Raw genomic sequence first — 14,559 nt, 5'->3', positions numbered from 1 at the left:
CACAGTCGACACGTCCGGAGCGCCCCGGACGACCACGACGACGAGGTGGGACACCGGAGATGACCGAGAAGATCGTCCTGGACTGCGATCCGGGCCACGACGACGCGATCGCGCTGCTGCTCGCCCACGGCGACCCGCGGATCGAGCTGCTCGCCGTCACCACGGTCGTCGGGAACCAGACGCTGGACAAGGTGACCCGCAACGCGCTCTCGGTCGCGACCCTGGCCGGGATCACCGGCGTGCCGTTCGCGGCCGGTGCCGACCGCCCGCTGCTGCGGGAGATCGCTGTCGCCGCCGACATCCACGGCGAGACCGGCCTGGACGGCCCGGAGCTGCCCGCGCCGGCGTTCGCCGCGGTGGACACCCACGCCGTGGACCTCATCGTGGAGACCGTGCTGGCCCACGAGCCGGGCACCGTCACCCTCGTCCCCACCGGCGGGCTGACCAACATCGCGCTCGCCGCCCGGCGCGCCCCCGAGATCGTCGGCCGGGTCAAGCGGGTGGTGCTGATGGGCGGCGGCGTCGCCGTCGGCAACCGGACCCCGGTGGCCGAGTTCAACATCGCCATCGACCCCGAGGCCGCCGCGATCGTGTTCGAGGCGGGCTGGGAGGTGGTCATGGTCGGGCTCGACCTGACCCACCAGGCGCTGGCCGGTCCCGAGGTGCGCCGCGCGATCCGCGCCGTCGGGACCGGCCCGGCGCGCTTCGTCGACGAGCTGCTGGACTTCTTCGCCGCCACCTACCGCGACGTCCAGGGCTTCGACGCCCCGCCGGTGCACGACCCGTGCGCCGTCGCCCACGTCATCGACCCGACGATCGTGCGGGCATTCCCGATGCCGATCGTCGTCGAGACCGCGGGCCGGCACACCACCGGGATGACGGTCGCCGACCGGCGCGGACCGGCCCCGCAGGGATGCCGCACGCACGCCGCGCTGGAGCTCGACCACACCCGGTTCTGGGAGCTCGTCGTGGACGCGCTGCGCACCATCGGCGACCCCGCCACCCCGGCCGCGACCGTCCCCGCCGACGCCGCCGCCCTCGCTGCAACGGAGCAGATCGCATGACCACCCCCGACCGCCGCCCGGTCGTCACGCTCGTCGTGGCGGTGCTGGCCGCCTGCGTGGCCTTCCAGCTCAACGCCTCGATGCTCAGCCCCGCACTGGTCACCATGGCCCGCGAGCTGGGCACCGACGACGCCACCGTCGGCCTGTCCCAGACGATGTTCTTCACCCTCGCGGCGATGTTCTCGCTGTTCCTGCCGCGGCTGTCCGACATCGCGGGGCGCCGGCGGGTGCTGCTGGTGATGCTCGCGGTCATGCTGGTCGGCAGCGTCGTCGCCGCCCTCGCCGTCAGCGTGCCGATGCTGTTCACCGGCCGGGCCCTGCAGGGCATCACCGGGCCGGTCGTCCCGGTCTGCCTGCTCATGCTGCGCAGCGAGATCGCCGACCCGCGCCGCTACGGGATCGTGCTCGGCCTGATCACCGCCGTGAACGGCGGCGTGGCCGGTCTCGACGCGCTGCTCGGCGGCTGGCTGGCCACCCACCACGGCTTCCGCTCGATCTTCTGGGTCATCGCCGCGGTCACCGTCGTCGCGCTGGTGCTCGTCGCCGTGTGGGGGGTGGAGTCCCGCCCCTCGCAGGGCGCCCGGATGGACTGGCGCGGGGTCGTCCCGCTCGTCGCCGCGGTCGGCGCGCTGCTGCTGGCCTTCGACGAGGCCGCCGCGCTGTCCGACGCGCGCTGGGGCCGGGTCGCCGGGTACGCGCTGCTCGCCGTTGTCGCTGCGGTGGTGTTCTGGCGGCTGCAGGGCCGCACCGCGCAGCCGCTCGTCGCGCCCGAGGACCTGCGCCGGCGCGCCACCTGGGCCACGCTCGGCACCACGCTGCTGACCATGACCGGCGTGTTCGCCGTGGTCAACGGTCTGGTCGCCTCGATCGCGCAGAACCCGGCGGCCGGGTTCGGGCTCGGTGCGGACCTCACCGCGCTCGCGCTGCTCGCCCCCTACGCGCTGATCGGCTGGCTGGTCGGGCCGTTCGCCGGTCGCCTGGCCCCGGTGCTCGGCTACCGCACCGTGCTGCGGGTCGGGCTGGCCGGCAGCGTCGTCGCCACCGCGCTGCTGGCGGTCGTGGGCGTGCACTCGTTCGCGGTGCTGGTCGTCGCGACGCTGCTGCTCGGCGTCACCTACGCCGGCATCGCCAACATCATGCTCAACGGCCTGGGCGTGCTGCTCTCGCCCGCCGACCGGCCCGGCATGCTGCCCGGACTCAACGCCGGCGCGTTCAACCTCGGCGCCGGGATCAGCTTCGTGGTGCTGCCCGCGGTGCAGGTCGCCGTCGGCGGGGCCGGGCAGACCGGGGTCGGCGGCTACACCGCGGGCATGCTGGTCGGGGCCGCGTGCACCGCGGGAGCGTTCGCGCTGTCGCTGCTCATCCCGCGCCCGGCCGCCGCCGAGACCGGCGCCGCGCACGACGTGGTGGACGCCCGATGAGCCGGGTGCTGGTCGTCGGCTCGCTCAACGCCGACCTGGTGGTGCGCACCGAGCGCTTCCCGGGGCCGGGGGAGACCGTGGCCGGGTCGGACCTGACCGTGGGCCCCGGCGGCAAGGGTGCCAACCAGGCCGTCGCCGCCGCCCGGCTCGGGGCCGCCGCGGGGGTCGGCGTGGGCATGGTCGGCGCGGTCGGCGACGACGACCACGGTCGGACCGTCCGTGACGCCGTCGCCGCCGCCGGTGCCGACGTCGACCGGGTCGTGGTGCGGACCGGCACGGCCACCGGCACCGCGGTCATCACCGTCGACGCCGCGGGCGACAACACGATCGTCGTCTCGCCCGGCGCCAACGCCGCCCTGGAGCCGGGAGACCTGCCCGCCTTCGACGACGTCGCGGTGCTGACCCTGTGCCTGGAGATCGGTGTCCCGACGGTGCTGACCGCCGCCCGGGCCGCCCGCGCCGCCGGGACCACGGTGGTGCTGAACCTCTCGCCCTACGCCCCGGTGCCCGCCGAGCTGCTCGCCGCCACCGACGTGCTCGTGGTCAACGAGCACGAGGCCGCGCTGCTGGGCGAGCACCCGGTTCCCCGGTCGGTCGTGACACGCGGGGCCGCGGGCTGCGAGGTGCACGACAAGGGAGCGGCTACTGTGTCCACAGTGGATGCGATGCGGGCCGATGTGGTGGACACCACCGGGTCGGGCGACGCGTTCCTGGCGGCCGTCGCCGTGCGGCTCGCCGCGGGGGACGACCTGCCGGACGCGGCGCGTTACGCCGTGCGCGCCGGTGCCCTCGCGGTCACCGTCGCCGGGGCGCAGCTGCCCGCGATCGGCGACGCCGAGCGCACCCGCTTCGGGCTGTAGGCCCCTCGAACGCCGGTGTCCCGGCCGGACCGCCATCCGGCCGGGGCTCCGGCTCCGACCCATGACGCGGGCTCAGAGCACGGTCAGGGTGATCGTGTCGCCGGGCTCGGCGTCGCCGCCCGACCCCGGGTCCTGACCGACGACGCGGCCGTCGCGGCGACCGAAGGGGAAGCTGCGCTCGATGTCGACCTCGAAGCCGTCCTGACGCAGCAGCGCCTCCGCCTCGTCGGCCCGCATGCCGATCACGAACGGCACGGAGGTGGGCGCCGCGGGCTCGGCGGTCGGTGCCGGGGGCGGCGGTGCCGGCTCGGCGCCCCGGCTGGTCACCAGGGTGACCGCGGCACCACCGGCGAGCCGGGTCCCGGCGGGCGGGTCGGTGCGGATCACCGCACCGGCGGGGACCTCGGTGCTGAACTCCTCGGCGCTCGTCGAGCGCACCGGGGTCAGCCCGGCGCGGCGCACGGCGTCCTCCGCGGTGTCCACGGCGCTGCCCGCGGGCACGTCGGGCACCGCGGGACGGCCGGTGGACACCACCAGGGTGACCGTGGTCCCGCGCAGCACCCGGGTCTCCGGGGCCGGGTCCACCTGCGCGACGAGGTCGGGCGCCACGTCGTCGTCGGCCCGTTCGGTGACCGTGGGCGTCAGGTCGGACTCGGCGACGAGTGCGGTCGCCCGCTCGCGGTCCAGGCCGGTGACCGCGGGCATCGTGGTCCAGCGGCCCGACCCGAGCCACCAGGCGCCCGTCCCGGCCAGCGCGGCCAGCAGCAGGAGCAGCACCATCCACAGCGCGAACACCCGGCGGCCGCGACGGCGGCGCCCGGCCAGCTCCTCGCGGGTCATCGGCTCCGGCTGCCCGGCGGGGGTGACGGCGGTGCCGTGCGCGCCGCGGGCCCGCGACTGCACCCGGGTGCCGCCGGGGCCCGGCGCGGCGGCGTCGAGCGGCCGGTGGCGCAGGGGGCCCGCGGGGAGGGTGGCGCCGTCGTCGGGCGGGGGCGGGCCGGGCGGGCGCGGCGTCGCGGTCCGGGGCAGGCCCAGCCGGTCGGCCGTGTCCAGCAGCTCGCGGCGGAAGTGCTCCGCGTCGACCGGGCGCTGCTCGGGGTCCCGCGAGGTTGCCCGGGCGACGAGGGCGTCCACGGCCGGCGGCAGCCCCGGGACCAGCGCCGACGGTGGCGGCACGTCCTCGTTCACGTGGCGGTAGGCCACCGACAGCGGGTTGTCGGCGGTGTAGGGCGGCTGCCCGGTCAGCATCTCGTAGAGCACGACCCCGGCGGCGTAGACGTCGCTGCGGCCGTCGGCGCGGCCGGACACGACCTGCTCGGGGGAGAGGTAGGCCATCGTCCCGAGGATCATCCCGGCGTGGCTGACCCCGGCCTCGGCGGCCGCGGTGAGCAGGCCGAAGTCGGCCACCTTCACCTCGCCGCCGGAGGAGATCAGTACGTTCTCCGGCTTCACGTCGCGGTGCACCATGCCGAGCCGGTGCGCGCGGGCCAGGCCGGCGAGGACCGGTTCGAGCACCCGCACCGCGGCCGGGAGCCCGAGCGCCCCGCGGGCGCGCAGCACGTCGCGCAGGGTGCCGCCGTCGACCAGCTCCATGACGACGAACAGGCTGGCCTCGCCCAGCGGGCCCGCGGGGACGGTGCCCCGGTCGTAGACGGCGACGACGCACGGGTGGTCGATCCGGGCGGCCAGCCGCGCCTCCCGGTCGAACCGGGTACGGAAGGCGTGGTCCCCGGCCATCCGCGGGTCCATCACCTTGATCGCGACGGCGCGTTCGAGACGGGTGTCGGTGCCGTGGTGCACCGTCGACATGCCGCCGCGGGCCAGCACCGGGCCGACCCGGTAACGGCCGTCGAGCAGCACCTCGCCGGGGCCGTCGGCGGCGAGCCGCCCGGCCCCACCCGGGATGCCGGGGTCGGCCGGACCGGACGGTGAGCTCATCGCGGGTGAGGCTACCGGGGGCGATCCCGGCGGTCGCGCAGGTGGTCGGCGTCGGGGCCGCGGGCGGGCCGGTCCGGTGGGCGTCGGCGCCGTCCGGGACGGTGTGGGACAGTGTCCGGCTGTGAACGAGTCCCTCCCCGCCGCGGTCACCGAGGAGACGCTGAGCGTCGCCGAGGTGGCCGACCGCCTGTCGATCCCCGTCTCCCGGGTCCACCAGCTCGTCCGCGACGGTCAGCTCCTGTCGTTCAAGAACGGGCACGACGTCGTCGTCCCGACCGCGCTGCTCGACGACGACGGTGTCGTGCGCGGGTTGCCGGGCACGATCGTCGTCCTCCGCGACGGCGGCTACGACGACGACGCCATCCTGAGCTGGCTGTTCACCGAGGAGGAGTCGCTCTCCGGTGCTCCGATCACCGCGCTGCGCGCGGGCCGGCACAAGGAGATCAAGCGCCGCGCCCAGGCCATGGCCTTCTGAGGGTTCCGCCGGCTCACCCGCGGGACGGACGCCCGGCGCGTTCGCGCGCCAGCTCGGTCCCGCGGGCGGCCAGCGCCCGGCCGAGCCGGGGCAGCGCGACGGCGGCCCGGCGCCGGTTCGGCACCGCGACCCGGTGGGTCAGCACGTCGTAGCCGGCGTCGGCGATCTCGTCGAGGATCTCCGCGTACAGCACCCGGGCGGCGCCGACGCAGGCCCGCGACACCGGCTCCAGCATGGGGATCCCGGGGTCGGCCCGCCGGTAGGTGGCCCGGGTCCGGGCGACCAGGTGGGCCAGGGCGCGGCGGATCCGCGGGTCCGGGCGCCCGGTGCGCCGGCTCCAGGCCAGCAGCTCCCGGTCGACGCCGAACGCGGCGAGTTCGTCGGCGGGCAGGTACACCCGGCCGCGGTCGAGGTCCTCGCCGACGTCGCGCAGGAAGTTCGTGATCTGGAACGCCACGCCCAGCAGCGCGGCGTGCGGCTCGGCCTCCGCCCGCGGGACGACCGTCCCGAGCACCGGCAGCGTCTGCAGCCCGATCACGGCGGCCGAGCCGTGCACGTAGACGGCCAGCTCGTCGTCGGTGGCGTAGCCGGTGACGGTGAGGTCCATCCGCATCGAGACCATGAAGTCCCGGAACAGCGACGCGTCGAGGTCGTGGCGGCGCGCGGTCTCGGCGACGGCGAGCACCTCGGGCCTGCTGCCGGGCAGCGGGGCGCCCGCCAGCGCGGCCGCCAGCTCGGCGTCGAGCGCGTCGAGCCGGGTGTGCGGGTCCCCGCCGCCCGCGCCGTCGGGGTCGTCGACGATCTCGTCGGCGAAGCGGGCGAAGCCGTAGAGGGCGTGGATGTCGACCCGTCGCGCCGGGGGCAGCAGCCGGGTCGCCAGGAAGTAGGTGCGCCCGTGCTCGGCGTGCAGCGCGCGGCAGGCCGCGTAGGCGGCCCGTAGCTGCGGGTCGGTCAGGCCGGCGGCGTCGAGCTCGACGCGCCCGGCCCGCTCAGCCGCGGACGCCCGCATCGGTGGTGGGCGCGGTCGACGGTGCCTCCGGGGCGCCCCGGCGCAGCCCCAGCGGGTCCGGGCGGAGCAGCGACGCCGCGGCCAGTACACCGGCCAGGGCACACACCAGCAGGTAGTGCGGCACGTAGAGGGCGGTCTCGCCGTCGGGGAAGTACACGATCATCAGCCAGATCGAGCCGGCGACCACCCACTGCAGTCCGCGCGCGCTCCACGGGGTCATCGCGAGCAGGCAGAACCCCCAGCTCAGGTACCACGGCAGGGTGGTGGGGGAGAGCACGGCGGCCAGCGCGAGGGCGATCGCGGCATTGCGCACCGCGGCCCGCGGGTCGTCGCGGCCGCGCCACCACAGCAGGGCGATCAGCAGGCCCATCACCAGCGCGCCGATGAACCGGAACGTGTCCACGAACGCCTGGGTGTTCACCTCGCCGGCGAACATCCCGGCCACGCTCGCCGTCGCCTGACCGACGGCGGTCGGCACCGACAGCCAGTTCACGATCATCGACGGGGCGCTGAGCGCGGGCAGCCAGCCCAGCCCGAGACCGGTGAGCCAGGTGGCCCCGCCGAACACGACGCCGAACACGGCCACCGACGGCACCCCGGCCCGGACCAGCCGCGACCAGAACCCGCCGGACAGCGTCGCGGCCCACACCAGCACCAGGAACGGCAGCACGATCCCGGCCGAGGCCTTCACCGCCATGGCCAGCGACGCGACGACGATCGCCCACACGAACCGCTGCCGCAGCGCCAGCAGCGCCGCCAGCGGCAGCAGGCCGACGACCAGCAGGTCGTTGTGCACCCCGCCGACCATGTGCACGACCATCACCGGGTTCGCCACGGCCAGCCACAGCGCGACCGCGGGACGCCCGCCGAGGCGCCTGGTCAGCGCGGGCAGCACCGCCACGAGCAGCAGCAGCCCGGTGACCAGGGTCAGCCGCATCAGCACGACGCCGAGCAGCACGTTCTGGCCGACCAGCAGGACCACGCCCTGCGCGAGCAGGATGAACAGCGGGCCGTAGGGGGCGGGGGTGTCCTGCCAGAAGAAGTGGACGTTGTCGGTGAAGATCCCGCCCATGGTGTCCGGCCCGACGACGTACGGGTCGTACCCGGCCAGCGGCAGCGCGCCCTGGGCGAGGTAGCTGTAGGGGTCGCGGGTGAACAACGGCGCCGTGACGAGCATCGGCAGCATCCACACCGCCGCCGTCGTCAGCACCGCGCGGCCACCGGCGCGCCGGGCGAGCACGGCGCGGCCCAGCCGCACCCACGCCCACACCATCAGCACCAGGCCGACGTAGATCACGATCGTCGCGAGCATCGCGCCGTGGCCGTAGCGCCAGAACGACAGCGCCGAGTTGCCGATCACCGGGTCCCGCATCGGGATCCCGCCGCCGCCGAACGAGCCGAGGAACATCAGCACGGTCCCGGCCAGCCCCAGCAGCAGGACACCCCGCGGCGGCGAGCCGAGCCGCTCGACCAGGCCGGGGCCCGCGGGCTCCGGTGCGGGCGGCGGGGGCACGACCGCGCCCGCGCCGGGGTCCGGCGTCACCGTCTCGGGTGCCGCCGGGCGGGGGAGCGGGGGCGAGGGCTGAGCCGTCATCGTGTCCGTGTGTGCTGGTCGGGCATCGTCGGGAGCATGATTCCACGCCCCCCGGCACCCGCCCTCAGTGCCCCGTGTCAGTGCCCCGTGCGCGCGGCGGCCCCGCGCCCGGCGTGCTCGGCCGGGCGCGGACCGGTGATCCGCTCGGCCGCCAGCCGCCCGGAGATCAGGACCGGGGGGATCCCGACGCCCGGGGTCGTGCCGCACCCGGCGAGCACCGCGTTCGCCGTACCGCGGACCAGGTTGCGCGGCCGGAACGGGCCGGTCTGGGCCAGCGTGTGCGACGCCGAGAACGGCGTGCCCGCGGCCATCCCGGCGGCCGCCCAGTCCTGCGGGGTCCACATCCGGGTCCAGCTCGGCTGCGCGGAGGGGTCCACCAGCCCGCGGTCGGCGAGCACACCGAACAGCTCCTCGGCGTACGCCGGGCCGACCCGGTCCCAGTCGATGCCGGGCGCCACCGCGGTGTTCGGACACGGGGCGAGCACGCTCATGACCTCGCGCCCGCCGGGCTGCAGCGACGGGTCGGTCAGCCCGGGCCGGGTGACCAGCAGCGACGGGTCGGACATCAGCTGTCCCTCGTCGATGATCTCGCGGAAGGTGCCCGCCCAGGAGCCGCCGAAGGAGATCGTGTGGTGGTGCTGCGCGGTGCCGGGGGCGGGCGTGGGCATCCCGGCGTGCACGACGACGGCGCTGGGCGACCAGCGCAGCCCGACCGGACGCCGCGGTGCGCCGCCGAGCAGGGCGTAGGCCGCGGGCAGCTCCGGGGTGAGCACGACCGCGTCGCACGGGGTCAGCGTCTCGTCGGCGCCGTCGGGACCGGTGTGCCGGACCGCGGTGACCCGGTCCCCGGAGCGGTCCAGGCCGGTGACGGTGCGGCCGTAGTGGATCTCTGCTCCCGCGTCGGCGGCGGCGCCGGCCAGTGCGGTGCCCATCATCCGCATGCCGCCGCGCGGGAAGTACACGCCCGCGACGGTGTCCATGTAGGCGATCACGCCGTAGGCGCCGAGCGCGTCGCGCGGGGAGACACCGGCGTAGAGCGCCTGGAAGGAGAACACCCGGCGCAGCCGCTCGTCGGGCAGGAAGCGGTCGATCCGCTTCCCGAGCCGCCCGAAGCCGCCGAGGGCGGCGAGCCGGGCCAGGTCGGGGCCGAGCAGCGTCAGCGGCGAGTCCATGTTCGCGCCGATGAAGTTGTCCATCTCGGCGCGGTAGAGGTCGGTGAGCCAGTGGCGCAGCCGCCGGTACCCGGCCGCGGAGTCCGGGCCGCACTGCTCGCGGATCTCGTGCTCCATCGCGGCGGCGTCGGTGTGCACCGCGATCGCCGAGCCGTCGGCGAACTCGGCCCGGTAGGCCGGGTCGAGGCGGACCAGGTCGAGCCGGTCCGCGGTCGTCTCGCCGACGGCGGCGAACGCGGAGTCCAGCAGCTCCGGCATGGTCAGCACGGTGGGGCCGGTGTCCAGGGCGTAGGTGCCGTGGTCGTCGGTCACGTCGAGCCGCCCGGCGCGCCCGCCGGGGAAGCTCTCCCGCTCGACGATCGTGACGCGGCGGCCCGCGCCGAGCAGGTGCAGTGCTGTCGACAGCCCGGCCAGCCCCGCCCCCACGACGACGACGTGGTCGGTGTGCCCCTCGATCCGCCGCACCCCGCTCACCAGGCCCGCCGGGTCGCGCGCTCGGCCAGCTCGAACAGGTGCGAGCGGCCCGGTTCGGCGACCGGTGCGGAGTCGAGCGCGTCGAGCGCGGCGCCGGTGAGCGCGGCGATCCGCTGCTCCACCGACTGGACCGCGCCCAGCTCCGACAGCGCGGAGCGGGCCCGTTCCAGGCTCGCGGCGTCCAGGTCGGGGTCGCCGAGCGCGGAGAGGACGACGTCGGCCGCGGCCCGGTCCCCGCGCTGCTCGGCGCGCTGCAGGGCCGCGGCGACCAGCAGGGTCCGCTTGCCCTCACGCAGGTCGTCCCCGGCGGGCTTGCCGGTGACCCGCGGGTCGCCGAACACGCCCAGCAGGTCGTCGCGCAGCTGGAAGGCGACGCCGATGTCGGCGCCGTAGCGCCGGTAGGCCGCGACGACCCGCGGGTCGGCCCCGGCGATCGCCGCGCCCAGGTGCAGCGGCCGCTCCACGGTGTAGGCGGCGGTCTTGAACCGGTCGATGGTCAGTGCGGTCGACTCGGCGGTGTCCCCGGAGGCCTGGGCCAGCACGTCGAGGTACTGGCCGGACAGCACCTCGGTGCGCATCGCCCGCCACGGCTCGGCGGCGCGGGTGTGGGCGCCCTCGGGGAGCGCGGCGGCGTGGAACATGTCGTCGGCCCACACCTGGGCCAGGTCCCCGACGAGGATCGCGACGGCGGCGCCGAACCGCGCCGGCGGTCCGGACCAGCCGTTCGCCGCGTGCATCCGGGCGAACTCCACGTGCACCGTGGGCCGGCCGCGGCGGGTGGAGGAGGCGTCCATCAGGTCGTCGTGGACCAGGGCGCATGCCTGGATCAGCTCCAGCGCGGCGATCGCGCTCAGCACGCCCTGGGCGTGCGGGTCGGCCGGGTCGCCGCCCGCGCCACGCCAGCCCCACCAGGCGAAGGTGGGCCGCAGCCGTTTGCCGCCGCCCAGCACGAACCCGGCCAGCGCGTCGGCGGCCGCCGCGACGACCGGGTCGATGCCCAGCACCTCGGTGCGGCGGCGGTCCAGGTACCCGGCCAGCACCCGTTCCACGTGCTGGGGCAGCGCGTCGTCGAGCGGAGCCGGACCTGCGGTGGACAGGCCCGGGGACCCGGACGGACCGGACGGTGCGGACACGGGGGAGACGGGGTCGGCCACGACGACCAGGCTATCGGTGCACCCGGGACCCGGCTCGCCGATGCCGTCGTGGCGCACGTCATGGCGGTGCGCAGACGGTGCGCGCCGGTCGGTGGACGACCGAACGGCGGTACGCACCGTAAGGTCGTCGGGGTGACGACGACCTTCGCATCCACGGTGACCGAACGGATCAACGTCGACCGCCCCTTCTTCGCGGTGGAGTTCTTCCCGCCCAAGGACGATCGGGGCGAGGCGGAACTGTGGCGCGCCATCCGCCGATTGGAGGTGCTCGACCCGGCCTACGTGTCGGTGACCTACGGCGCGGGTGGCTCCAGCCGTGACCGCACCGTCCGCACGGTGGAGCGGATCGCCACCGACACGACGCTGTGCTCGATGGCGCACCTGACCGCCGTCTCGCACTCGACCGATGAGTTGCGCCACGTGATCGGGTCGCTGGCCGCCGCGGGTGTCCGCAACATCATGGCGCTGCGCGGGGACCCGCCCGGTGACCCGCTCGGCGAGTGGGTCGCCCACCCCGACGGGCTCGAGTACGCCGACCAGCTCGTCGCGCTGATCAAGCGGTCCGGCCCGTTCTGCGTGGGCGTCGCCGCGTTCCCCTACGGCCATCCGCGCTCGGCCGAGCTCGAGACCGACACCGAGCGGCTCGTCGGGAAGTTCCGGGCGGGCGCGGAGTTCGCCGTGACCCAGCTTTTCCTGGAGCCCGACGGTTTCCTGCGGCTGCGCGACCGGGTCGCCGCCGCCGGGTTCGACCAGCCGATCATCCCCGGCATCATGCCGCTGACCTCGGAGAAGACCTTCCACAAGGGGCCCGAGCTGTCGGGCTCGCCGCTGCCGGCGGCGCTCGTCGAGCGGCTCGCGCCCTACTCCGGTGACACGGCGGCGTTCCGCGCCGCGGGCATGGAGGTCACCGGCGAGCTGTGCGAGCGGCTGCTCGCCGAGGGTGTCCCCGGGATCCACTTCTACTGTCTCAACCGGTCGACGGCGACGACCGAGCTGGTCGATCGTCTCGGGCTGGCGCCGCGCCACGAGGGCACCCGGCTCTCCACGCCGGCCTGACCGTCCGCGGCGGGGCCCGCACCGGCCCGTCGCGGTGAGCCCACCCCGGTGAACCGGGTCCGGCCACCCGGTCCCCGGCCGGGACCGCCCGCCCCGGCCCGGTGGCTCCGGCCCGCCGGACGGGCGGGTGGTCAGGAGGCCGGGCGCACCAGGTGCAGGTCCGGGGCCGGGCGGGCGCCGACCGGCCCGACGTCGGCCCAGGTCGTCTTGCCGCCGTGGTGCCGGCGCACCCCCCAGCGCTGCGAGAGCCGACCGACGATCTGCAGCCCGCGTCCGCGGGTCGCGGTGGGGTCGTAGGGCTGCTCGCGTCCGCGCACGACCGAACCGTCGCGCACGCGCAGCCGTACCGCGCCGTCGCGCACCCGTGCGGTCACCAGCATCGGGGTGTGCGCGTGGTCGACACCGTTCGCCACCAGTTCGTGCAGCACCAGCGTCGCGTCGCCGACGGTCGCGTCGTCCACCAACGGGGTCAGGAACCGCGTCAGCTCGTGCCGGGCCGTGCGGCACGCGGCCGCGTCGGGCTCCACCCTGAGGATCCAGGACTGTGCGGTCACGGGCCCGCCCCCTCCCCGTCCTGCCGGGCCGGCCCGCCCGACGCGACCCGGTTACCCGATGTGCCCGCCTCGCACACCCCCGCGGTCGCCCACCCGGGGGCGGACCGGAGCGGGTACGGTCACGGGTCCGACGCGTAGAGCCAACTGCGCGTGCCCGCAGCCGCGAGCACGACGTGGAGGCTCCGCTTGCGCATCGCCGTCATCCGTACCCCCGAGGTCCCGCGAACGTGCGGCGCGGGGATCACCGCCGCCTCGCTGGCCGCCGCCGGTCACACGGTCCGGGTGTTCACCGACGTCCCCGACGACCCCGACCTGACCGCCCCGGCCGACGGCGGCACGCTGCGCGTGCAGCCGTGGGAACCCGGGCAGGACACCGCACTGGCCGCGGCGTGGTCCGACGACCCGCCCCAGGTGGTGCACGCCATCGGACCGCGCGCCGGGGCCGCCGCCGTCGCGACCGGGGTGCCGGTCGTGCAGGTCTATCCGGCCGACTGCCAGGGCCCGGCCGCGATCCCCGCGGCCCGTACCGGGTCGTCGCAGGGGGCCGCCCGCGTGCTGGCCTCCAGCGAGGAGCAGCACACCGCCCTGCTGCGCCGTGGGGTGCCGCGGGCGGTGCTGCGGACGGTGCCCGCCGCCGTCGACACCGACGTGTTCGCCCCCGACGGGCCGGCGCTGCGCCGGGACGACCGGCCGCGGTTGCTCGCGGTCGGCTCGCTGGCCGACGGCGCCGGGATGGACACGGTGATCCGTGCGCTGTCCCGGATCCGCACCGCCGAGCTGCTCGTCGCCGGCGGCGCGGCGGACCCGGACCCCGACCGCGCGCGCCTGTTCGGCATCGCCCGCGAGGCCGGCGTCGCCGGGCGCGTCCGGTTCCTCGGGCCGGTCGAGGGCGGCCTGATGCCGCGGCTGCTGCGCTCGGCCGACGTCGTGGTCGCCGCACCGGAGCGCGACGTCGGGGTCGGGCCGGTCCTGCAGGCGATGGCCTGCGCGCGGGCGGTCGTGGCGACGAGCGTGGGAGGGCTGCGCGACGTCGTCGTCGAGGGGGTGACCGGGGTGCTGGTCCGCCCGGCCCGGCCCGCCGAGTTGGCGGTCGCGCTGCGCGGCGTGCTCGGCGACGACGCCCTGCGCGCCGGGTTCGGGATCGCGGGCCGGGACCGTGCGGTGTCGCGGTTCGACCGGGCGCGGATCGCCGAGGCCCTGACCGTCGTCTACGGCGAGCTGGTCGGTGCGCCGGCCGCCGAGCCCGCCGAGGAGGACGACCCCGAGGACCGCACGCCGGTCGGCGCCGCGGGCTGACCCGGTGGCCACGCCAGGTCGCGGAGGTCCCGGACCGCGCGCGGCGCGGCCTCGACGGCCGCATGCCGGTGCGGCCCGGGTGCCCCGGGTCGGCGGATGACCGGGAAGTGCCCGGCGCGGCGGACCCGCCGCGCCAGCGCGACGCGGTGCCGGGGCGGGGCGACCAGGCGGCGGTGCACCCGCTGCAGCCCGGCCCCGCCCGCGAGCGCGACCGGCAGCGCCACGACCACGTGCCACCACGACGTCGCCCAGAAGTGCACGGTCGCGACGAACAGTGCGGTCCAGCCGAGCGCGGCGGTCCGGAGCAGCGTCAGCCGCAGGCGCAGTGGCCGGTCGCGGCAGCCGCGTCGCAGCACCGGGGCGGTGCGCGTGAGCACCCACAGCCAGTACAGCGCGAGCAGGGTGAGCGCGAGGTAGCCGGTGACCCGGCGGAGGTCCATGTGGCCCCCCTCGCCGCCGATCCACGTGGTGTTACGGCTCACACACGCAGGG

General features: G+C 76.3%; 13 protein-coding genes. 6 read left to right on the top strand and 7 right to left on the bottom strand.

The annotated features are described in order from the left end of the window. Positions 1-59: 59 nt before the first annotated feature. From uriH to MTO91_RS17780, 3 genes are read left to right on the top strand one after another with little or no spacing between them, the layout of a single operon-like run. Complete coding sequence (gene uriH / locus MTO91_RS17790) at positions 60-1,064, top strand: uridine-preferring nucleoside hydrolase UriH (RefSeq protein WP_253069077.1); 1,005 nt, start codon at positions 60-62, stop codon at positions 1,062-1,064. Then, positions 1,061-2,485: a uridine transporter UriT gene (gene uriT / locus MTO91_RS17785; RefSeq protein ID WP_179762347.1), complete on the top strand. Its 1,425-nt coding sequence runs from the start codon at positions 1,061-1,063 to the stop codon at positions 2,483-2,485. The genes uriH and uriT overlap by 4 nt, the downstream gene beginning before the upstream one ends. Then, complete coding sequence (locus MTO91_RS17780; RefSeq protein WP_179762348.1) at positions 2,482-3,345, top strand: PfkB family carbohydrate kinase; 864 nt, start codon at positions 2,482-2,484, stop codon at positions 3,343-3,345. Before uriT ends, MTO91_RS17780 begins: the two co-directional genes overlap by 4 nt. A 72-nt stretch (positions 3,346-3,417) precedes the next feature. On the opposite strand, the gene pknB is transcribed toward MTO91_RS17780, so the two are convergent. Continuing rightward, on the bottom strand, positions 3,418-5,283 hold the full coding sequence (gene pknB / locus MTO91_RS17775) for a Stk1 family PASTA domain-containing Ser/Thr kinase (RefSeq protein ID WP_357438912.1): 1,866 nt from the start codon (positions 5,281-5,283) through the stop codon (positions 3,418-3,420). Positions 5,284-5,404: 121 nt separating this feature from the next. Here pknB and MTO91_RS17770 point away from each other — a divergent pair, with 121 nt between their 5' ends. Then, a complete protein-coding gene (locus MTO91_RS17770; protein ID WP_062396076.1) occupies positions 5,405-5,758 on the top strand; it encodes an Rv2175c family DNA-binding protein in 354 nt (117 codons plus the stop codon). 13 nt (positions 5,759-5,771) lie between these two features. On the opposite strand, the gene MTO91_RS17765 is transcribed toward MTO91_RS17770, so the two are convergent. The 4 genes from MTO91_RS17765 to MTO91_RS17750 form a co-directional block, all read right to left on the bottom strand. Then, a complete protein-coding gene (locus tag MTO91_RS17765) occupies positions 5,772-6,767 on the bottom strand; it encodes a phytoene/squalene synthase family protein (protein WP_476651969.1) in 996 nt (331 codons plus the stop codon). Then, positions 6,748-8,361 (bottom strand): polyprenol phosphomannose-dependent alpha 1,6 mannosyltransferase MptB, encoded by a 1,614-nt coding sequence (mptB, locus tag MTO91_RS17760; protein WP_179762350.1) that lies wholly within the window; start codon positions 8,359-8,361, stop codon positions 6,748-6,750. The genes MTO91_RS17765 and mptB overlap by 20 nt, the downstream gene beginning before the upstream one ends. 77 nt (positions 8,362-8,438) lie before the next feature. After that, complete coding sequence (crtI, locus tag MTO91_RS17755; RefSeq protein WP_476651967.1) at positions 8,439-9,998, bottom strand: phytoene desaturase family protein; 1,560 nt, start codon at positions 9,996-9,998, stop codon at positions 8,439-8,441. A gap of 5 nt (positions 9,999-10,003) precedes the next feature. Continuing rightward, positions 10,004-11,104: a polyprenyl synthetase family protein gene (locus MTO91_RS17750; protein WP_073574434.1), complete on the bottom strand. Its 1,101-nt coding sequence runs from the start codon at positions 11,102-11,104 to the stop codon at positions 10,004-10,006. A gap of 189 nt (positions 11,105-11,293) precedes the next feature. On the opposite strand from MTO91_RS17750, the gene MTO91_RS17745 reads away from it, so the two are divergent. Beyond that, positions 11,294-12,217 (top strand): methylenetetrahydrofolate reductase, encoded by a 924-nt coding sequence (locus MTO91_RS17745; protein ID WP_476651966.1) that lies wholly within the window; start codon positions 11,294-11,296, stop codon positions 12,215-12,217. Positions 12,218-12,348: 131 nt separating this feature from the next. Here MTO91_RS17745 and MTO91_RS17740 read toward each other — a convergent pair whose 3' ends face one another. After that, complete coding sequence (locus tag MTO91_RS17740; RefSeq protein ID WP_253068930.1) at positions 12,349-12,771, bottom strand: ATP-binding protein; 423 nt, start codon at positions 12,769-12,771, stop codon at positions 12,349-12,351. Positions 12,772-12,957: 186 nt separating this feature from the next. Between MTO91_RS17740 and MTO91_RS17735 the strand changes: the two genes are divergently transcribed. Further along, a complete protein-coding gene (locus tag MTO91_RS17735; protein ID WP_476651964.1) occupies positions 12,958-14,067 on the top strand; it encodes a glycosyltransferase family 4 protein in 1,110 nt (369 codons plus the stop codon). Here the strand turns inward: MTO91_RS17735 and MTO91_RS17730 are convergent. Beyond that, a complete protein-coding gene (locus MTO91_RS17730; RefSeq protein WP_476651962.1) occupies positions 13,980-14,549 on the bottom strand; it encodes a hypothetical protein in 570 nt (189 codons plus the stop codon). The two genes, MTO91_RS17735 and MTO91_RS17730, sit on opposite strands and share 88 nt — an antisense overlap. Positions 14,550-14,559: the final 10 nt, after the last annotated feature.

This window comes from Pseudonocardia sp. 2-7 (genome assembly GCF_056341085.1).
Note: the sequence above shows the minus strand (reverse complement) of the source record. Positions and strands in the feature narration are given on the sequence as shown.

Coding starts and splice junctions, on each gene's coding strand:
- MTO91_RS17780 (WP_179762348.1), top strand. CDS start 2,482: ATGAGCCGGGTGCTGGTCGTCGGCTCGCTCAACGCCGACCTGGTGGTG.
- MTO91_RS17765 (WP_476651969.1), bottom strand. CDS start 6,767: ATGCGGGCGTCCGCGGCTGAGCGGGCCGGGCGCGTCGAGCTCGACGCC.
- uriH (WP_253069077.1), top strand. CDS start 60: ATGACCGAGAAGATCGTCCTGGACTGCGATCCGGGCCACGACGACGCG.
- mptB (WP_179762350.1), bottom strand. CDS start 8,361: ATGACGGCTCAGCCCTCGCCCCCGCTCCCCCGCCCGGCGGCACCCGAG.
- uriT (WP_179762347.1), top strand. CDS start 1,061: ATGACCACCCCCGACCGCCGCCCGGTCGTCACGCTCGTCGTGGCGGTG.
- pknB (WP_357438912.1), bottom strand. CDS start 5,283: ATGAGCTCACCGTCCGGTCCGGCCGACCCCGGCATCCCGGGTGGGGCC.